The organism is Paraburkholderia silvatlantica (genome assembly GCF_003096715.1).
GTDB classification, from domain to species: domain Bacteria; phylum Pseudomonadota; class Gammaproteobacteria; order Burkholderiales; family Burkholderiaceae; genus Paraburkholderia; species Paraburkholderia silvatlantica.
Map to the genome: position 1 here is coordinate 367,394 of NZ_QEOL01000004.1, position 19,855 is coordinate 387,248.

Below are 19,855 nucleotides of genomic sequence, written 5' to 3' on the forward strand. Positions count from 1 at the left end.
CGGTCGCAGATCTCGGCGAGGAGGTAGCATGGATATCTACAGCAGCTTCGCGACCCGCTTCGAAAAAACGCGAGAGGAGGAGTTCTCGCTCGAGGAGTATCTCGCGCTCTGCAAGGAAGATCCCAATGCGTACGCCACGGCTGGCGAACGCATGCTGACGGCAATCGGCGAACCCGAACAGATCGACACCCGCAACGATCCGCGCCTGTCGCGCATCTTTGCGAACAAGGTCATCAAGGTGTATCCCGCATTCCGCGAGTTCTATGGCATGGAAGACGTGATCGAGCAGGTCGTCGCGTACTTCCGCCATGCGGCGCAAGGACTCGAAGAAAAGAAGCAGATTCTCTATCTGCTCGGACCGGTTGGGGGCGGCAAGTCGTCCATCGCCGAGCGTCTGAAGCAGCTCATGGAGCGCGTGCCGTTCTATTCGATCAAGGGCTCGCCCGTGAACGAATCTCCGCTCGGGCTTTTCGACTACGACGAAGACGGTCCGATACTCGAAGAGCAATACGGCATACCGCGCCGTTACCTGCGCAGCATCCTGAGCCCGTGGGCCGTGAAGCGCCTGCACGAATACAACGGCGACATCCGCAAGTTCCGCGTGGTGCGCCGCTTCCCGTCCATCCTGCGCCAGATCGGCATCGCGAAGACCGAGCCTGGCGACGAAAACAATCAGGACATCTCGTCGCTCGTCGGCAAGGTGGACATCCGCAAGCTCGAGCAATACGCCCAGGACGACGCCGACGCGTACAGCTACTCGGGCGGCCTGTGTCTCGCGAATCAGGGCCTGCTCGAATTCGTCGAAATGTTCAAGGCGCCGATCAAGGTGCTGCACCCGCTGCTCACCGCCACCCAGGAGGGCAACTTCAAGGGCACCGAAGGATTCGGGGCGATTCCGTTCAACGGCATCATCCTCGCGCACTCGAACGAGTCGGAGTGGAAGGCGTTCCGCAACAACCGCAACAACGAGGCACTGCTCGATCGTATCTTCGTGGTGAAGGTGCCGTACTGTCTGCGCTACTCGGAAGAGATGAAGATCTACGAGAAGCTGTTGCGCAATTCGTCGCTGGCCGAGGCCGTGTGCGCGCCGGGCACGCTGAAGATGATGGCGCAGATGTCGGTGCTCACGCGCCTGCAGGAACCGGAGAACTCCAGTCTCTTCTCGAAGATGCAGGTGTACGACGGCGAAAACCTCAAGGACACCGATCCAAAAGCGAAGTCGTACCAGGAGTATCGCGACTTCGCGGGCGTGGACGAAGGGATGAACGGGGTCTCGACGCGCTTTGCGTTCAAGATTCTCTCGCGCGTGTTCAACTTCGACTCGACCGAAGTGGCCGCGAATCCCGTGCACCTCATGTATGTGCTCGAACAGCAGATCGAACGCGAGCAGTTCCCGCCGGAAACCGAGCAGAAGTATCTGTCGTTCGTCAAGGACGTGCTGGCCTCGCGTTACGCGGAGTTCATCGGCAAGGAGATCCAGACCGCTTACCTCGAGTCGTATTCGGAATACGGGCAGAACATCTTCGACCGCTATGTCACGTACGCCGACTTCTGGATTCAGGACCAGGAGTTCCGCGATCACGATACGGGCGAGAGCTTCGATCGCGCGGCGTTGAATGCCGAGCTCGAGAAGATCGAGAAGCCCGCGGGCATCAGCAACCCGAAGGACTTCCGCAACGAGATCGTGAACTTCGTGCTGCGCGCGCGTGCCGCCAATGCCGGCAAGAATCCGGCCTGGATCAGCTACGAGAAGCTGCGCGTGGTGATCGAAAAGAAAATGTTCTCGAACACGGAAGAACTTTTGCCGGTCATCTCGTTCAATGCGAAAGGATCGGCGGAAGAGCAGCGCAAGCACGAAGACTTCGTCAACCGCATGGTGGCGAAGGGCTATACGCCGAAGCAGGTCCGGTTGCTCTGCGACTGGTATCTGCGGGTGCGCAAGTCGTCGTGAACGAAGAGGCTTTACCGTCCGGGCGCGCTGCCGCAGTTTTGCGGCGGCGCAAGCGGACCCCGGCGGGGCGCAGGCGGCGTGGCCATGAGCGGGTGAACGCGGCACGCACGGTGGCAAACGCGGCAATGAACACTGCGCACCTCGCCCATTCGAAACTGGAGCGGGAGACTGGATGTGCTTCATCAAATCATCGACCGCAGGCTAGCCGGAAAGAACAAGAGCATTGCTAACCGCGAGCGCTTTTTGCGCCGCGTGAAGAACTATATTCGTCACGCCGTATCGGAAGCGGTGCGTGACCGCAGCATCAAGGACATACAGAGCAACCAGAGCATCACCATTCCGCGCAAGGACATCGCGGAGCCGTCGTTCCGGCACGGCCACGGCGGCAAGCGCGAAATGGTTCACCCGGGCAACGAGGACTACATTCGCGGCGACCGCATTCCGCGCCCACAGGGCGGCGGGGGCGGTGGCGGCAGCCAGGCGAGCAACGAGGGCGAAGGCCAGGATGACTTCGTGTTCGAACTCTCGCGCGAAGAATTCATGCAGTACTTCTTCGACGACCTCGAACTGCCGCGCCTCGTCAAAACCCATCTCATGGCCGTGCCTACGTGGAAGAGCATCCGCGCGGGCTGGGCAGCCGAGGGCACGCCGAACAACATCGACGTCGTCCGCTCGCTGCGCAGCGCGCTCGGCCGCCGCATCGCGCTCGGCGCGCCGCTCGTCAACGAACTGCACGAACTCGAGGAGCAGCTCGAAGCGCTCAAGGCCGACCCGGCCGACCGGCGCGAAGAGATCGCGTTGCTCGAAGAGCAGATTCATCACCTGCGCGGGCGCATCTGGCGCATTCCGTTCATTGACCCGTTCGATCTGCGTTACGTGAATCGCGTGAAGCAGCCGCAACCGTCGAGCCAGGCCGTGATGTTCTGCCTGATGGACGTGTCGGGCTCGATGGACGAGCAGCGCAAGGACCTGTCCAAGCGCTTCTTCATCCTTCTGTACCTGTTCCTCAAGCGCAATTACGAAAAGATCGAGGTGGTCTTCATTCGCCACCACACGCGCGCCGAGGAAGTGGACGAGGACACCTTCTTTCATTCCACCGAGAGCGGCGGCACGGTTGTGTCGAGCGCGCTGGAACTGATGAAAAAGGTGATCGAGGACCGTTATTCGCCAAGCGACTGGAACATCTACGGCGCACAGGCTTCGGACGGCGACAACTGGACTGACGATTCACCCAAATGCCGCAAGATTCTCGCGGATGACATACTGCCTCAGGTGCGCTATTTTGCGTATATTCAGGTGACGCCAGAAGAGCAGAACCTCTGGCTCGAATACGCGCAGCTCGCGCTCACCGAACCGCATCTGGCGATGAAAAAGGTCGACACCGCGGCGGACATCTACCCGGTGTTCCGGGAGCTTTTCGAAAAGCAGGTGGAGCACTCATGACGACACGCCACCTGCACAATGAGGCGCGCGGCTACCAGCCGGAGCGCCGGAAGACGAGCGGCCACGAAAAAGGGCAGCATGGCGAACACGGTGACGAGCGCAAGCCCGGCCACCGCGAAGACGCCGGAGCGCCCGGACATGCCGCCGGGGCTGCTCGCCACAAGGAGCATGGGCTCGCCCAGCAAAGGGAAGTGCAAATGAACGTAGCCGACAAACGGCCGTTGCCGTGCCCCTCCGACTGGACCTTCGAACTCATCGAGGAGTACGACACACATATCTCGCATGTTGCAGAGCAATATGAACTGGATGTTTATCCGATCCAGCTCGAGCTGATCAGCGCCGAGCAGATGATGGACGCCTATGCGTCCGTTGGCATGCCGGTGAACTACCGCCACTGGTCGTTCGGCAAGCACTTTCTCTCCACCGAAAAGAGCTATCGCCGCGGCCAGATGGGTCTCGCCTACGAGATCGTCATCAACTCCAACCCCTGCATTGCGTATCTCATGGAAGAGAACACCATGACGATGCAGGCGCTCGTGATCGCGCACGCCGCGTACGGGCACAACTCGTTCTTCAAGGGCAACTATCTGTTCCGGCTCTGGACGGACGCGCACGCCATCATCGACTACCTCGTCTATGCGAAGAATTACATCGCCGAATGCGAGGAACGTTATGGTCTGGACCGTGTGGAAGAGCTGCTCGACTCGTGCCACGCGCTCATGAACTATGGCGTGGACCGTTACAAACGGCCGCAAAAGCTGTCGCTCGAACGCGAGGCCGCATTGCGCCGGGAGCGCGAGGCTTATCTGCAGTCCCAGGTCAATGAGCTGTGGCGCACGCTGCCCAAGCAGCAAATGCCCGTTGCCGAGGAGATCGACGAGCGCTTTCCGCCGGAGCCGCAGGAAAACCTGCTGTATTTCGCCGAAAAGAACGCGCCGCTGCTCGAACCGTGGGAACGCGAAGTCATCCGCATCGTGCGCAAGATCGGGCAATACTTCTACCCGCAGCGGCAAACCCAGGTCATGAACGAAGGCTGGGCCACGTTCTGGCATTACACGCTGCTCAACACGCTTTATACGCAGGGCAAGCTCGAAGACGGCTTCATGATGGAGTTCCTGCATTCGCATAGCAACGTGATCTATCAGCCGCCGGTGACAAAGCCGTATTACAGCGGCATCAATCCGTATGCGCTCGGCTTTTCGATGATGAGCGACATTCGCCGCATCTGCGAGAACCCCACGGAGGAGGACCGCAAGTGGTTCCCTGAGCTGGCCGGCAGTCCGTGGCTCAAGGCGCTGCACTACGCCATGCGTAATTTCAAGGACGAGAGCTTCGTCGCGCAATACCTGTCGCCGCATCTGATCCGCGAAATGCGCCTGTTCTCGGTGCTCGACGACGACATGCGCGACGCGCTCGAAGTCTCGGCCATCCACGACGAAAGCGGCTACCAGTACGTACGCCAGGCGCTCTCGCGTCAATACGACATGCATCACCGCGAGCCGAATATCCAGGTGTGGTCGGTGAACACGCGCGGCGATCGCAGCCTCACGCTGCGTCACTTCATGAGCGACAACCGCCATCTTTCGGGCGACACCGACGAAGTGCTGCGCCACATGGCGCGCCTCTGGCAGTTCGACGTGTTCCTTGAAAGCGTGGATGAGAACGGCACGGTCCGAAAACGCTACGAATGCCGTTATGTGCCGCCGCCGATTCGGGTATAGCCATCGCGCTGCGTGACGCGGTTGAGCGTATCAGTCATGAGGCCAGCCTGCGGGCTGGCCTCTTTCATTGATGCGCGTGCAACGACGCTGCAATCGAACGCGTACCGGAACGCCCACGCGCGCTAACATACTGCGCCAGTGAACCCACAGTAAAAAAACACCGCACGCAGAGGCGGATTTCGAAAGGATGGCGTAATGGCGTTTGAACTGTTTCGCGGTGTGCGGCCGCTGTCGCGCGCGTCTGCATTGCGCGACGCGCTCGCCGGCGTGCAGCTTGCCTCGATGAACGTGCCGCAACTGCTTGGCTACGCGCGCATTGCGGGCATGCCTGCCGTAAGCGGTCTGTACACGGGCTTTCTGCCGCTCGTGGCTTTCGCCCTCTTTGGCGCGTCGCGTCATCTCGTGGTCGCCGCCGACTCCGCCACGGCCACCATTTTCGCGAGCCGTCTCACGACCATGGCGGCGCCCGCGAGCGCCGACTACGTCGCGCTCGCGGGCATGACCGCCTTGCTCACGGCCGTGATGTTGCTGATCGCACGCCTGTTTCGGCTCGGCTTCCTCGCGGACTTTCTATCGCGCACCGTCCTCGCGGGTTTTCTCACGGGCGTCGGCGTGCAAGTGGGTGTGGCGATGCTCGGCGACATGCTTGGCATAACCGTCAATTCACGCCGCACGGTCCTGCAGATCAAGCAGATCGTCACCCAGTCGGGCACGATTCACTGGCCGACGCTTGGCATTGCCGTGGTCGTCGTGGCCGCGATTCTGGTCTTCAAGCGGTTCCGGCCGCGCTGGCCGGTGCCGCTCGTCGCCGTGGCGGGGAGCATCGCCGCGAGCGCCATGCTGAACTTCGCGGGCCACGGCATTTCCGTGATCGGCCCGGTGCAGGGCGGCTTGCCGCGCCTGAGTTTTCCCGCAGTGGGCTGGTTCCAGATGATCGATCTGCTGCAGGTGGCGGCGTCGTGCTTCGTCATCATCGTCGCGCAGAGCGCCGCCACGAGCCGCGCGTTTGCCGAACGCTACGGCGAGCGCACCGACGAGGACGCCAATCTCCTCGGCCTCGCAGCGGCCAATGCGGCGGCCTCGATGAGCGGCGCTTTCGTCGTGAACGGCAGCCTCACGCAGACTGCCATGGCCGATCAGGCCGGCGCGCGCAGCCAGTTCGCGCAGCTCGTCTTCGCGGGCGTCGTGCTCGTGGTGCTGCTGTTCTTCAGCCGCCTGCTGCAATACCTGCCGCATTGCGTGCTGGCCGCGATCGTCTTCACGATTGCCGTGGGTCTCGTGAACATTCACCAGCTGATCGACATTCGCCGCGAAAGTCCCGGCGAATTCCGGCTTGCGGTCACGACGGCGCTCGCCGTTGTCGTGATCGGCGTGGAGAACGGTATCCTCATCGCGATCGGCCTTTCTTTGCTGCGCCACGTGCGCCATAGCTACCGGCCGCATACCATGGTGCTCGTGCCGAACGAGGAGGGGCACTGGCTGCCCGAACCCGCACAAGCGGGCCAGCTCACGGCGCCGGGGCTGATCGTCTATCGATTCGGTGCGGACCTGTTCTATGCGAACGACCACTTGTTCGTCGACGAATTGCGCATGCTGATCGATCGGGCGCCGTCGCCCGTGCACTGCGTGGTCGTGGATGCGGGGGCGATTACCGATCTCGATTATTCCGCGGGGCGCGCCGTGATCGATCTGTGCTCGGCACTCGCGGAGCGCGGCGTGAAGGTGATTTTCGGGCGCGTGAACCGGTATTTGCTCTCGGACATGGATCGGCACGGCATCACCCCTGTAGTGGGGCACGCCAACATCTTCCCGACACTCCACGAGGCGCTTGCGGCGGTGCGTCCCGATCTGGAATCGCGCTCGGACGCATGAACGCCGTGTAGCCATGCTACAAGTGGAAAAGCCCTGTAGCGCGAGAAACATCTGAAGCGGCTACATAAAAACGTCCAGAAAAACCCCGATTGTCCGTGGGATTTGGCCGCTGCTATTGTGCGCTTCAAGCCCGGTGGAAGCGCTTCCACTTCAACCCGATCCGGCTGCCCAGAATGCATACGCCGGTGACTCCCGCGCAGGAGGTTTCGTGAATCAGGACTCCGCATCGCCGCATTCCGACGCCGCAGTTGCCGACGATCCGTTCACCCCGCCCGCCAGCTCGGCACTGTGGCGCAGCGACTTCCTGCTTGGCGCGGCCACGGCTTCGTATCAGATCGAAGGCGCGATCCACGAGGACGGCCGCCTGCCGTCGATCTGGGACACTTTCAGCGCCACGCCGGGCAAGGTCCTCGCGGGCGACACGGGCGCCGTGGCCTGCGACCACTATCACCGCTGGGAGGCCGACCTCGATCTGCTCGAAAGCCTGAATTTCGAGGCGTATCGCTTTTCGATCGCGTGGCCGCGCGTGATGGACGAGGCGGGGCGGCCCAATGCCAAAGGCATCGCGTTCTACAAGCGTTTGCTGGAACGCCTGCGGGAGAAGGGCGTGCGCACCTTCGCCACGCTCTATCACTGGGACCTGCCGCAGCATCTGGAAGATCGCGGCGGCTGGCTCAACCGCGACACCGCGTACCGCTTCGCCGACTACGCGGACCTCATGAGCCGCGAACTGTCCGGCTTAGTCGATGCATGGATGACGCTCAACGAGCCGTGGTGTTCGGCGTACCTCGGCTACGGCAACGGCCATCATGCCCCGGGCCTCGCGAACGGCCGCTACGCCACGCAGGCCATGCATCATCTGCTGCTCGGCCACGGCCTCGCGACCCGCGTGCTGCGCGCGAACGATCCGGGCTCGACCAAGGGCATCGTCGCGAACGTGGGGCGCGGGACACCCGATTCCTCGTCGCCGGAAGATGTGCGCGCCGCACGCCGCTTCGAAGTGCAGCACAACGCGTGGATTCTCGATCCGCTGCTCAGGGGCGCGTATCCTGAAGAGCTGTTCGCATTGTGGCCGGGCACCGAGCCGCTCGTGCTCGAAGGCGACATGAAGACGATCTCGGCACCGCTCGATTTCCTCGGCATCAACTACTACTTCCGCACCAACGTGAAGAGCGATGGCGCGCACGGCTTTGTCGAAGTGCCGCTGAAGGACGTCGAGCGCACGCAGATGGGGTGGGAGGTCCACCCCGACGGCCTGCGCGACCTGCTGATCGGATTCGGGCGCAACTACGAGAACCTGCCGCCCATCTATATCACCGAAAACGGCATGGCCTCGGACGATCGCGTCATCGACGGCGAAGTGAACGATACGCAGCGCATCTCGTTCCTCAAGCGCCACCTGGCCGCCGTGGACGCCGCGATCAAGGCCGGCGTGGACGTGCGCGGCTATTTCGTGTGGTCGCTGCTCGACAATTTCGAATGGGCATTCGGCTATGAGCGGCGTTTTGGCGTCGTGCATGTCGATTACGACACGCAGGTTCGCACGCCCAAGCGCAGTGCGGAACTCATCGCGCATTTCATCGCGCAGCGGCGCGCGCTCGACGGCGCTTGAAGACGCTTCAGGGTGTTTGACAGGGTTCCCGGGCAAGGGCAACAACTAGCGTGACAATCACGGCATGGCATGCGACGCTCGGGCATGCCGCTTGACGCGCCGTGGCCGCGAAACTTCCAACCATAAGCTTTTGCAGACCAACCCGGAGCAACCGGAGCCCTGCATGGGCCCGACGCCGGTGCCGAACACACTGACGCCAGGCGACAGCTGAAGCGCCCACTCCGGATCGACAGGAGACGCAATGAAGCACAACGCACCCGTTCTGCGCGGCATCGTCGCCGCTCTCGCGCTGGCCGGCGCGCTCGCGGCCCACGCCGCGGAGCCGCTCAAGGCCAACGTGATTCACTGGTGGACGTCGGGCGGCGAGTCGGCCGCGATCAAGCAGTTCGCGCTCGCCTACGACCAGGCGGGCGGCAAGTGGGTGGACAACGCGATCGCCGGTGCGGACCAGGCGCGTGCAACGGCAATCAACCGCATCGTGGGCGGCGAACCGCCCACCGCCGCACAGTTCAATACGTCCAAGCAGTTTCACGACCTCATCGACCAGGGACTCCTGAACAATGTCGATGCCGTCGCGACGAAGGAGAACTGGGGCGCCATCTTCCCCGAGTCGATCGTCAACGCGATCCGGATCAACGGGCATTACTACGCGACGCCCGTGAACATCCACATGCAGGACTGGTTCTTCTATTCGAAGCCCGCTTTTGCGAAGGCGGGCATCAAGAGCGAACCGCAGAACTTCGACGAGCTTTTCGGCGATCTCGACAAGCTCAAGGCGGCTGGCCTGATTCCGCTCGCGCTGGGCGGCCAGGCGTGGCAGGAGAAGATCACCTTCGACGCCATCTTCGCCGACATGGACCGCGATCTCTACATGAAGGTCTATCGCGACCGCGACGCGAACGCCGTGAAAACGCCTGCGTTCCGCAATGTGCTCACGACCTTCAAGCGGTTGCATAATTATGTGGATCCAGGCTCGCCGGGCCGGAACTGGAACGACGCCACGGCGCTCGTCATCTCCGGTAAGGCAGGCATGCAGATCATGGGCGACTGGGCCAAGGGCGAGTTCTCGGCGGCGAACCAGGTGGCGGGCAAGGATTTCGGATGCTTCCCCGGCTTCAAGAACTCGCCGTACATGATCGCGGGCGACGTGTTCGTGTTCCCGAAGACCGACAACCCCGAGCAGGTCAAAGCACAGCAACTGCTCGCCACGGTGATGACGTCGCCTGCCGCGCAGGTCGCGTTCAACCAGAAGAAGGGCTCGATTCCGATCCGCCCCGACGTGGACACCTCGGGCTTCGACATCTGCGCGAAGGAGGGCATGGCGATCATGAAGGACAAGTCGCGGCAATTGCCGAATCCGGAAATGCTGATTCCGCCTGATGTCCAGGGCGCGCTCCAGGATGTCATCACGAACTTCTGGAACAAGAACCAGTCGGCCGAAGACGCGCAGAACGCCTTCGCCTCCGCAATCAAGAGCTGAGCGCAACCATGTACGCCGCCAAGCTGCATCCGGCCAAACGTCAAGCGGGGCAAGCGCGCGGCGTTCGCCCCGTGCGCCGGCGGCTCCCGCTCGCCGCCTGGATCGCGCTCGCGCCCATGGCGGCGACGGTCCTGTTCGCGTATCTGGGCACGATGTTGTTTACTGCACGCGTCTCGCTCAGCTTCTCGCGCTCGCTGCCCACCCACACCTTCGCGGGCGTGACGCAGTACGTGCGGCTCTTCCAGAACGACCGCTGGATCCTGTCGCTGCAGAATCTCGTGATCTATGGCGCGTGCTTCATCGCGGCGTGCCTCGTGATCGGGCTGCTGCTCGCGATCTTCATCGACCAGCGCGTCGCAGCGGAAGGCGCGCTGCGTACGGTGTTTCTCTATCCCTATGCGATGTCGTTCGTCGCAACGGGTCTGGTCTGGCAGTGGATCCTCAACCCCGAACTCGGCGTGCAAGCCGTGCTGCGGCACATGGGATTCGAGCATGCGCGCTTCGACTGGATCGTCACGCAGCGCTTTGCGATCTACACGCTCGTGATCGCCACGGTGTGGCAGGCTTCCGGTCTCGTGATGGCGCTCATGCTCGCGGGCCTGCGCGGCATCGAGGACGAAATATGGAAGGCCGCGCGCCTCGACGGCATTCCGCGCTGGCGCGTGTACGCGAGCATCGTCGTGCCGATGCTCAAGACCTCGCTTTCGACGGCATTCGTGCTGCTCTTCGTGATGGTCGTGAAGCTCTACGACGCCGTGGTCGCGATGACCCAGGGCGGCCCCGGCACCGCGAGCGAGGTGCCCGCGAAATTCATCATGGATTATCTGTTCAATCGCGCGAACATCGGGCTCGCTTCGGCAGCGTCGATCGTGTTGCTCGCCACCGTGCTCGCGATTCTTGCGCCATTCTTCTACGCGCGCAGCCGCGCGGCGCTCAAAGGAGACCGGGCATGAGCACGCCTACGGCCGATTCGCTGCGTCCCGCGCCTGCTCGAGCGCGTGCGGCGCAAAAGCGGCGCAAGCCGCGCAGCCGCTTCACGCCCGCGCGGCTCGGCGTGTATGCGTTTCTGTTTACGGCAGCGCTGTTCTTCCTGCTGCCGCTCTATGTGATGCTGGTGACTTCGGTCAAGCCGATGACCGAGATCCGCCTCGGCCATCTGCTCGCGCTGCCGGTGCATTTCACGCTCGCGCCGTGGCGCGACGCGTGGTCCTCCGCGTGCACGGGCCTCGACTGCGACGGCATCCGCGTGGGCTTCTGGAATTCGGTGCGCATCGTCGTGCCGAGCACGGCCATCTCCATCGCCGTGGGCGCCGTGAATGGCTACGCGCTGTCGTTCTGGCGGCCGCGCGGCGCGGGCGTGCTGTTCGGCATTCTGCTCGCGGGCGCCTTCATCCCCGTGCAGGTGATGGTGTACCCCCTCGTGCGCGTGCTGGCCTTCGTGCATCTGTTCAGTTCGCTGCCGGGCATCGTCGTGATTCACACGATCTTCGGCATGCCGGTCATGACGCTCCTGTTCCGCAACTACTATGCGTCCTTGCCGAAGGAGCTGTTCAAGGCCGCGCGCATCGACGGCGGCGGGTTCTGGCGCATCTTCGTGCAGCTCATGCTGCCCATGTCGGTGCCCATCATCGTCGTGGCGATCATCATGCAGGTCACCGGCATCTGGAACGACTACATTCTCGGCCTCGTGTTCGCGGGCACGAAAAACCTGCCGATGACGGTACAACTGAACAACATCATCAACACGACGACCGGCGAGCGCATCTATAACGTCAACATGGCCGCGACGATCCTCACGTCGGCCGTGCCGCTCGCGGTCTACTTCATTTCGGGGCGCTGGTTCGTGCGCGGCATCGCCTCGGGCGCGGTGAAAGGCTAGGAGCAGGGCATGGGCAACCTCACGAACGTTTCCGTACGCAATCTGCGCATCGACCTCGGCGCGAACACGGTGATCGACGAACTCGATCTCGATGTGCGCGCAGGCGAGTTCGTCGTGCTGCTCGGGCCTTCGGGCTGCGGCAAATCCACCTTGCTGCACAGCATTGCGGGCCTCGTCGACGTGACCGACGGCAGCATCGAGATCGGCGGCGAGGACATGACATGGGCCGACCCGAAGGATCGGGGCGTGGCGCTCGTGTTCCAGTCGTACGCGCTCTATCCCACCATGAACGTGGAGCGAAATCTCTCGTTCGCATTGCGTATCAATGGCACGCCGAAGGCGGAGATCGACCGCCGCGTCAAGCGGGCCGCCGACATGCTGCAGCTCGGGCCGCTGCTCTCGCGCAAACCCGCCCAGCTCTCGGGCGGCCAGCGCCAACGCGTGGCGATTGGGCGCGCACTCGTGCGTGAGGCGGACGTGTTCCTGTTCGATGAGCCGCTCTCGAATCTCGACGCCAAGCTACGCACCGAATTGCGCCGCGAGCTCAAGCAGTTGCACCAGCAACTCGGCGCGACGATGATCTACGTGACGCACGACCAGGTCGAGGCGATGACGCTCGCCACGCGCATGGCGGTGATGAAGGGCGGGGCGATCCAGCAGTTCGGCACGCCGGCCGAAGTCTACGCGCGCCCCGAGAACCTGTTCGTCGCGACCTTCCTCGGCGCGCCGCCGATGAACCTGCTGCGGGGCAGGCTCGAAGCCGACGAAGGCCGCCTGCGCTTTCGGGGCCCAAGCCTCGACGTGGATGTTTCGGCTTATGCGTTCAAGGGCACGCCCGATCCGACGCGCGCCTGCGTGCTCGGCGTGCGCCCGGAAGACGTGCGCTCGGGCAGTGCCGCGCGCTCGCATGAAACGACGTGGGAAGGCCGCTTGACGCTCGTGGAGCCCATGGGCAATCATCGTGTCCTGTGGATCGAGCATCAGGGGGGGCAGATCGCGTCGATCGATCAGGACAAGACGCCGCTTGCGAGTGGGGCGGCGGTGCCGTTCTCGATCGACGGTGCGCATGTCTCGCTGTTCGACGAAGAAACCGGCGCGCGGATTTGATGCGCACGACCGACAAAGAAAGAGAGACCAGGAACGTGGCGACCTTGAAAGACGTGGCGGCGCTGGCCGGCGTAGGCCTTTCGACGGCTTCGCGGGCGATATCGGGCAACGGTCCGGTGTCGGCGGACGCGGCGGCGCGCGTGCAGGCTGCGATCGAGCAGCTCAATTTCCGGCCTTCGTCCATCGGCCGTGCAATGGCCACGAAGTCGCTCGGCATCATCGGCATCTTCGTACCGACGTTTTTCGGCTCGTACTACGGCACCATCCTGAAGGAAACCGATACGCAACTGCGCGCCGTACGGCGCCATGTGGTGGTGGCCACCGGTTGCGGCGAAGCTTCGCCGCGCGAGCAGGCCATCGAGGCCGTGCGTTTCCTGATTGGCCGCGATTGCGACGGCGTGGTCGTCATCAGCCACGATCTGTACGACGACGACCTGCAGATGCTGCACGCCATGCACCCGCGCATGGCCTTCCTGAACCGCTCATTCGATCAGTTACCCGAAGCATCCTTTTGCGCCGATCACTTTCACGGCGGCGAGATGGCCGCCCGCACGCTGATCGAGCACGGCCATCGCGAGCTTGCGGTGATCGGCGGGCCGTCCACGTCATCGGACAATGCGGCGCGTCTGCATGGCTTCTTCGCCGAGCTGGCGCGTCACGGCATCGAGCGTAGAACCGTGCCGCATATCGTCTCGGACTTCTCGCCCGAAGGCGGCTATGTGGCGGCCGGGACGCTCCTCGAACGCAGGCACCGGTTCACCGGGCTATTCTGCGCGAACGACACGATGGCCATGAGTGCGCTCGCGCGCCTGCATCAGGCAGGGTTGCGCGTGCCCCACGACGTTTCGGTAATCGGCTACGACGACGACTATTCGGCGGCCTACATGGCGCCGGCACTGACCTCGGTGCACATTCCTAACGCGGAGCTCACGCGCAACGCGGTGCGCTGGCTCATCAACCAGTGCTACGGCACGCAGTGGCCGATCGAGCGGACGTTCCCGGTGAGCGTGACGATGCGCGATTCGGTGGCGCGGGCGAAGTAACAGTAACGCGCGAGCGGAGCGTGTATCGAGCAACAGGGGCGGAGCCGGAGGTGAGGGAAGCCGCCGCACCCGCAAGCCGGCAAGTCGCGTAAAATCGAATGCATTCCCAATCCCCGCGTTTTCCATTCATGCCCGCGCAAGACCCGGCTGGTACGGTCAAGAAAGAAGAAGGCGTCGCTGTCATCGACCGCGCGTGTGCCATCCTGTTTGCGTTTCGACCAGGAGACAGCGCGCTCACGCTCGCCGAACTCGCGGCGCGCACGGGCCTCTATAAAAGCACGTTGCTGCGGCTGGCCGGCGCGCTGATACAGCATCGCCTGCTGCTGCGCCTCGACGACGGCCGCTACCAGCTCGGCCCCGCCACGTTCGCGCTGGGCGCGCTCTATCAGCGCAGCCTCAACATGGGCGACATTCTGCTGCCGCTCATGCGCGATCTGGCTGCAGCGAGCGGGGAGAGCGTTTCGTTCTACGTGCGTGACAATGCGGTGCGCGTGTGCCTGCATCGCGTGGATTCCCATCATGTGGTGCGCCACCATGTGCGCGAGGGCGACGTGCTGCCGCTCGAAAGCGGATCTGGCGGTCGCGCGCTGCTGGCATTCGGCGGCGAGCCGGGCGAGCCATTCGAGACCATTCGCCACGACTTCTACTGCATCTCGCTCGGTGAGCGCGACCGCGAAACCGCGGGCGTGTCCATGCCCGTGTTCGGCGTTCACGATGCCTTGCGTGGCGTGCTCACACTCGCCGGCCCGAGTTCGCGCATCGACAGGGCGTTCGTCGAACGCCATCTCGACGCACTGTTCGATTGCGCGATACGCGCTACCGACGCGCTCGGCGGCGACTCGCGCGCGCTGCGCGCCGCCCAACGTACGCACGCTGCGCGCGCACGCCAGGACGCCTGAAATCACGCGCGGCTAGCGCGAACGCCGCGGGCGCTAGACGCCGCTTGCACACACGTGCTTTCACGGCATGTTGATCAGGAGTGCTCCAGATGCCGCTCAGGCGCGCCGGTATAGGCATACGGAATCTGGCGCGGCATGGGCCCCTTGTTGCGCTCGCCGCGCCCGCGCTGCTCCCATGCATGCGCAAGGATGCCCACCGCACGCGAGAGGCAGAACACGCCGCGCGCCAGTTCGGGCGCAAAGCCCAGTTCGGCGTAGATAACGGCCGTTACGCCGTCGATATTCATCGGTACGGGCCGGTCCTTGCGCTTTTTCAGCAAGGCCTCGATGCCGCGCGCAATCGCGGCATAGCGGCCCTTGATCGTGCCGGACGCCACACGCGCATCGACGAGGGCGAGCAGCCGTCCTGCGCGCGGATCGACCGGATGAAAGCGATGGCCGAAGCCCGGCAGATACTTGCCGTGAGCGGCGACGAATTCATCTACGCCCGCTTCCACGGCCGCTTCGAACGAGGCGCCTGCCACGATGCGCGCGGCGATGTCGGCATAGAGTTCGACCGCCTGCTGGCCGGCGCCGCCGTGCACGTCGTCGAGCGCGTTGAGCGCGGACGCCATGGCACCGTTGATAGGCAAGCCGCAGCTCGTGGCCATGCGCGAGATCGCGATTGAAGGCGCATGCGGCCCGTGATCGACCGAGGCCACAAGCGCCGCTTCGAGCAGCGTCGCCTCTTCGTCGCCGGGCAGTTCGCCGCGCAGCATCAGCCAGATCATCTGCGGAAAACTCACGTTGCCAATCAGCTCCTGGATCGGATAGCCGCGCACCTTGATGGAGCCCGGATGGATGTCGATGATCGAGGTGCTCCAGTAGTCGGCGCACAGGGCGGCGAGATCGGGCGTGGTCGTATTCGTCGTCGGCATGATCAGATCACTCCGTCCTGGTGGAGGGCGTCGATTTGGGCGGCTTCGTAGCCGAGTTGTGCGAGTGTTTCGCGCGTGTGGGCGCCGAGCGTCGGCGCGGGCGTGGCGGGCGCGGCGTCGGCATCGGCGAGCCGCAGGCCCGCGCGCGTCACGCGTTGCGCGGCTTCGCCTTGTGCCGCCTCGAACTCGCGTATGAAGCGCCGTTCGGCCAGATGCGGATGCGCGAGGATTTCGGGCACCGAGAGCACGCGGCCCACGGGCACGCCGCGCTCGAGCAGGCGCGTTTCCCAGTTGGCCGCGCTGTCCGCGGCGAGCGCGGTTTCGATCTCGGACTTGAGCGCTTCGCGATACTGCTTGCGCGTATGGCGCGCGGCAAACCGCTTGTCGCGCGGCAGGTCGGGGCGGCCGATCGCCTCGCACAGGCTTTCGAACTGGCGCGTTTCGTTTGCGGCGATATTGAGCAGTCCTGCGCCGGTGCGGAAGGTGCCCGAGGGTGCGGCCGTGAAATTCTCGTTGCCCATCGGTGCGGGTTCGACTCCGGCGTTCAGATAGTTCGATACGACCCAGCCCATGGTCGCGAGTGTGGCTTCGAGCATCGAAACGTCGAGGCGCCGCCCGCGGCCGCTCGTGCGTGCGTCGACGAGCGCCGCGCAAATGCCGAATGCAGCAGTGAGGCCGCCCACCGTATCGGAGACGGGATAACCCACGCGCAGCGGCGCGCTGTGCGCGTCGCCCGTCACGCTCATCACGCCGGACATGCCCTGAATGATCTGGTCGTAAGCCGGACGGCGCGACAGCTCACCTTCGTCGCCGAACCCTGAAATCGCGCAGTAGACCAGCGCCGGATTCACTTTGGATAACTGATCGTAGCCGAGTTCGAGGCGATCCATCACGCCGGGGCGGAAGTTTTCGACGAGGACGTCGGCGTGGCGCACCAGATCGAGCAGAATGGCCTTGCCGCGCGGGTCCTTCAGGTTCAGCGTGATCGAGCGCTTGCCCGCATTCACGGCCACGAACGACGCGCCCATATTGCGCGCCGCGGCGTCTTTGTCGGCTCCGAGGCGCCGCGCAAGGTCGCCGCCTTCGGGATGCTCGACCTTGGTGACTTCGGCGCCGAAGAGCGCGAGTTGATAGGCGCAGAACGGACCCGCGAGCACATTCGACAGATCCAGGACGCGCACGCCGGCTAACGGAAGCATGGTTACAGCCTTATATTGAATCAATTAGCGGGAGATATCGTCGAGCGCGCGATTCTTCGTGCGCGGCCCGAAGATGCCAATGGCCGCCATCACCACGATCATTGCGCCCGTGATCAGCGCGAAAACGCCTGGCACGCCGAAGTGGCGCAGCGCGAACGCGATCATGAAGCCCGAGAACATCGCGGAGAGGCGCGACATCGAATAAACGAAGCCAACGGCCGTGGCGCGCATGCGAGTGGGGAACAGCTCGACCTGGTACGCGTGATAGCCGACCGAGAGCAGCGTGCCGCCAAGCGTGATGAGCACGCCGAGGAACATGAGCATGCCGGCCGACGTTTGCATGGCGAACAGCGTGCCGCAGACTGCGATGGCGAGCGCGGAGAGCACGACAAGCGTCTTGCGCTCGATGCGGTCGGCAATTGCCATGCCGAGGAGCGGGCCGAACGGATTCGACGCGGCGATCACGAACGAGTAGAGCAGGCTGTGCGTGACCGTAATGCCCTTGGAAACGAGCAGCGTCGGCACCCACGAGGCGAAGCCGTAGAAGCCGATGGCCTGAAACAGATTGAAGACGAGCAGCGTACACGTGCGGCGGCGGTAAGGCGGCTGCCAGATCTCGGCGAAGCGCGTCTTGGCGTGCGTTTGCGCGCTGGCCGATTCGACGACGGGCGCGGGCAGCGAGCGCCCGTGCTGCGCCTCGATCTTCGCTTCGAGCCTCGCGAGAATGCGGGCGGCTTCCTCGGTGCGGCCGCGCTGGGCGAGCCAGCGCGCGCTCTCGGGCACGCGGCGGCGGATCGCCCAGGCAATGAGCGCGCCGAACGCGCCGAACATCACGACCCAGCGCCAGCCGTCGAAGCCGAGCGGCGCGCGCGGCACGAACCACCACGCGAGCAACGCGACGGCCGGCACGGCCGTGTACTGCACCAGATGCACGAACGCAAACGCGCGGCCTCGCATGTGCTTGGGCACGAGTTCGCTCACGTAGGTGTCGATGGTGACGAGTTCGACCCCGACGCCAATGCCCGCGATGAGGCGCCACAGGTTGATGCCGGGCGCGCTCGTCTGCAGCGCCATGATGCAGGTCGCAACCGAATACCAAAGCAGCGATGCGGTGAACAGGGTACGGCGGCCATAGCGGTCGGCAAGACCGGTCAGGCAGAACGTGCCGATAAAGAGCCCCGCGAACGACGCCGCCACGAATGCGCCGAGACCCGAGAAGCCGAAGAACGAAGCCGTGGTGGTCGAATAGAGCCCGCTTTTCACAAGGCCTGGCCCGACATAGGCCGTGAAAAACAAGTCGTAGAACTCGAACCAGCCGCCCAACGAAAGCAGGAGCACAAGCGTCCAGATGGTGCGCGTGGCCGGCAGGCGATCAATGCGCGCGTTGATCTCGGCCGCACTGGCGGGCACGTCGGCATGGTCCCGGAGCGACGCACGCATCGCTCCGATTGGCAAGCTGGACATCGGAATCTCCTGAACGCTTCGTTTGCGTGTCTATTCGTTCTTTCTAACAGAACGACGTTCTATAAATGTGGCTCGATGATACTGCGCCGCGTTGAGGCAACCGACCAGGGTTTTTACTGGGAAGCGATGCAGGCAATCGGCTCTAACGAATGCGGACTATCGGGATCTGGGTTGCGGACGGGCGGGAAGACCTGCCAGGTGATGCTGTCTATGGATTTTTACTATTTAACATAAGATAAATTATCGAATTTTTGACTGTAGTAGCTTTATAGATGGAATGGTCGCCTCCCGCCTTAACGGGCCATCCGACGCCACAGACTCATGCCCAGAGCGTGCCACATTGCTGGTTCGGCAGATCCTGCCGCCAAGGAGAACCAGATGGAACCCACGACCATTGCCATCGACCTGGCCAAGCGCGTTTTCCAGATTCACTATGTCGAGCCTGAGACTGGCACGATTCACAGCAAGGTACTCAAACGCGCCCAGCTCGTGCCGTTCTTCGCCAACCGGCCTGCGAGCCGTGTCGTCATGGAAGCCTGCGGCAGCGCGCATTATTGGGCACGCGTTCTGGCGCGGCTTGGCCACGACGTGCGGCTCATCGCAGCTCAGTTCGTGCGGCCGTTCGTGAAATCGAACAAGAATGACGCCGCCGATGCAGCGGCGATCTGGGAAGCGGCCCAGCGTCCGGGCATGCGCTTCGTGGCCGTCAAGACCGAAGACCAGCAGGCCATGCTGGCGCTGCACCGCATGCGTCAACAACTGGTCCGGATTCGCGTCATGCAGGTCAACCAGCTTCGTGGACTGCTCTACGAATTCGGCGTTGTGTTGCCGCAAGGCCGCCGGGCATCGATCGAGGCCGCCAAAGCCGCGCTGACGTCACTGTCCGACCAGTTGCCAGCCATGCTCGCAGTCAGCCTACAGGATCAGTTTTCGCGCCTTCGCGCGCTCGACGAACAAATCGCACAGATCGAACAGCGCATTCTCGAGTGGCGCCGTAACGATGACGCATGCAGACGCATCTCGGAGATTCCAGGCGTGGGCGTGCTCACGGCGACCGCCGCAGTATCGGTCATCGGACAGGCAAAGACGTTTCGCTCCGGTCGGGAATTCGCTGCCTATCTGGGTCTCGTGCCGCGACAGAACAGTTCTGGCGGCAAGGTGAAGCTCGGTGGCATCAGCAAGGCAGTATGACTCCCGTGAGGTAGAGGCTGGCCTGCCGCGCGGCATCAAACGCGGGTTAGCATGTCTGCCAGAGCCGCACGGTGCGG

General features: G+C 63.6%; 14 protein-coding genes and 1 pseudogene. 12 read left to right on the forward strand and 3 right to left on the reverse strand.

What is annotated here, in order from left to right; all coding sequences use genetic code 11:
* Window positions 1-28: 28 nt before the first annotated feature.
* The 11 genes from C7411_RS08085 to C7411_RS08135 all read left to right on the forward strand — a co-directional run bounded on the left by C7411_RS08085 (window position 29) and on the right by C7411_RS08135 (window position 15,007).
* On the forward strand, window positions 29-1,951 hold the full coding sequence (locus tag C7411_RS08085; RefSeq protein WP_069265701.1) for a PrkA family serine protein kinase: 1,923 nt from the start codon (window positions 29-31) through the stop codon (window positions 1,949-1,951).
* Window positions 1,952-2,125: 174 nt separating this feature from the next.
* Window positions 2,126-3,394 (forward strand): YeaH/YhbH family protein, encoded by a 1,269-nt coding sequence (locus C7411_RS08090; protein ID WP_110384151.1) that lies wholly within the window; start codon window positions 2,126-2,128, stop codon window positions 3,392-3,394.
* On the forward strand, window positions 3,391-5,115 hold the full coding sequence (locus C7411_RS08095; RefSeq protein ID WP_110384152.1) for a SpoVR family protein: 1,725 nt from the start codon (window positions 3,391-3,393) through the stop codon (window positions 5,113-5,115). Before C7411_RS08090 ends, C7411_RS08095 begins: the two co-directional genes overlap by 4 nt.
* Window positions 5,116-5,310: 195 nt before the next feature.
* On the forward strand, window positions 5,311-6,987 hold the full coding sequence (locus C7411_RS08100; protein WP_110384153.1) for a SulP family inorganic anion transporter: 1,677 nt from the start codon (window positions 5,311-5,313) through the stop codon (window positions 6,985-6,987).
* Window positions 6,988-7,195: 208 nt separating this feature from the next.
* Window positions 7,196-8,599, forward strand: coding sequence for a GH1 family beta-glucosidase (locus C7411_RS08105; RefSeq protein WP_110384154.1), 1,404 nt, complete (start codon window positions 7,196-7,198; stop codon window positions 8,597-8,599).
* Between the two features lie 241 nt (window positions 8,600-8,840).
* Entirely contained in the window at window positions 8,841-10,079 is a 1,239-nt protein-coding gene (locus tag C7411_RS08110; protein ID WP_110384155.1) for an ABC transporter substrate-binding protein, read from the forward strand.
* An 8-nt stretch (window positions 10,080-10,087) separates the two neighbouring features.
* A complete protein-coding gene (locus C7411_RS08115; protein ID WP_110384156.1) occupies window positions 10,088-11,032 on the forward strand; it encodes a carbohydrate ABC transporter permease in 945 nt (314 codons plus the stop codon).
* Window positions 11,029-11,958, forward strand: coding sequence for a carbohydrate ABC transporter permease (locus tag C7411_RS08120; protein WP_110384157.1), 930 nt, complete (start codon window positions 11,029-11,031; stop codon window positions 11,956-11,958). Before C7411_RS08115 ends, C7411_RS08120 begins: the two co-directional genes overlap by 4 nt.
* Before the next feature lie 9 nt (window positions 11,959-11,967).
* A complete protein-coding gene (locus C7411_RS08125) occupies window positions 11,968-13,065 on the forward strand; it encodes an ABC transporter ATP-binding protein (protein ID WP_110384158.1) in 1,098 nt (365 codons plus the stop codon).
* A gap of 35 nt (window positions 13,066-13,100) precedes the next feature.
* Window positions 13,101-14,108 carry a LacI family DNA-binding transcriptional regulator gene (locus C7411_RS08130; protein ID WP_181431322.1) on the forward strand — a complete coding sequence of 336 codons (1,008 nt, stop codon included), beginning with the start codon at window positions 13,101-13,103 and terminating at the stop codon, window positions 14,106-14,108.
* Between the two features lie 98 nt (window positions 14,109-14,206).
* A complete protein-coding gene (locus C7411_RS08135; protein ID WP_165822762.1) occupies window positions 14,207-15,007 on the forward strand; it encodes an IclR family transcriptional regulator in 801 nt (266 codons plus the stop codon).
* Between the two features lie 74 nt (window positions 15,008-15,081).
* On the opposite strand, the gene C7411_RS08140 is transcribed toward C7411_RS08135, so the two are convergent.
* The 3 genes from C7411_RS08140 to C7411_RS08150 are packed head-to-tail and all read right to left on the reverse strand — an operon-like array spanning window position 15,082 to window position 18,587.
* Window positions 15,082-15,924 (reverse strand): citryl-CoA lyase, encoded by an 843-nt coding sequence (locus C7411_RS08140; RefSeq protein WP_110384161.1) that lies wholly within the window; start codon window positions 15,922-15,924, stop codon window positions 15,082-15,084.
* Window positions 15,925-15,926: 2 nt separating this feature from the next.
* Window positions 15,927-17,123, reverse strand: coding sequence for a CaiB/BaiF CoA transferase family protein (locus C7411_RS08145; RefSeq protein WP_110384162.1), 1,197 nt, complete (start codon window positions 17,121-17,123; stop codon window positions 15,927-15,929).
* A 24-nt stretch (window positions 17,124-17,147) separates the two neighbouring features.
* Window positions 17,148-18,587, reverse strand: coding sequence for an MFS transporter (locus C7411_RS08150; RefSeq protein WP_110384163.1), 1,440 nt, complete (start codon window positions 18,585-18,587; stop codon window positions 17,148-17,150).
* A 378-nt stretch (window positions 18,588-18,965) separates the two neighbouring features.
* Between C7411_RS08150 and C7411_RS08155 the strand changes: the two are divergent.
* A pseudogene (locus C7411_RS08155) lies at window positions 18,966-19,769 on the forward strand (IS110 family RNA-guided transposase); the annotation flags it as partial.
* Between the last annotated feature and the right edge of the window lie 86 nt (window positions 19,770-19,855).

Excerpts from the sequence above, each read along its gene's own strand:
- C7411_RS08085 (WP_069265701.1), top strand. The coding sequence starts at position 29 with ATGGATATCTACAGCAGCTTCGCGACCCGCTTCGAAAAAACGCGAGAG.
- C7411_RS08095 (WP_110384152.1), top strand. The coding sequence starts at position 3,391 with ATGACGACACGCCACCTGCACAATGAGGCGCGCGGCTACCAGCCGGAG.
- C7411_RS08100 (WP_110384153.1), top strand. The coding sequence starts at position 5,311 with ATGGCGTTTGAACTGTTTCGCGGTGTGCGGCCGCTGTCGCGCGCGTCT.
- C7411_RS08110 (WP_110384155.1), top strand. The coding sequence starts at position 8,841 with ATGAAGCACAACGCACCCGTTCTGCGCGGCATCGTCGCCGCTCTCGCG.
- C7411_RS08115 (WP_110384156.1), top strand. The coding sequence starts at position 10,088 with ATGTACGCCGCCAAGCTGCATCCGGCCAAACGTCAAGCGGGGCAAGCG.
- C7411_RS08120 (WP_110384157.1), top strand. The coding sequence starts at position 11,029 with ATGAGCACGCCTACGGCCGATTCGCTGCGTCCCGCGCCTGCTCGAGCG.
- C7411_RS08125 (WP_110384158.1), top strand. The coding sequence starts at position 11,968 with ATGGGCAACCTCACGAACGTTTCCGTACGCAATCTGCGCATCGACCTC.
- C7411_RS08135 (WP_165822762.1), top strand. The coding sequence starts at position 14,207 with ATGCATTCCCAATCCCCGCGTTTTCCATTCATGCCCGCGCAAGACCCG.
- C7411_RS08140 (WP_110384161.1), bottom strand. The coding sequence starts at position 15,924 with ATGCCGACGACGAATACGACCACGCCCGATCTCGCCGCCCTGTGCGCC.
- C7411_RS08145 (WP_110384162.1), bottom strand. The coding sequence starts at position 17,123 with ATGCTTCCGTTAGCCGGCGTGCGCGTCCTGGATCTGTCGAATGTGCTC.
- C7411_RS08150 (WP_110384163.1), bottom strand. The coding sequence starts at position 18,587 with ATGTCCAGCTTGCCAATCGGAGCGATGCGTGCGTCGCTCCGGGACCAT.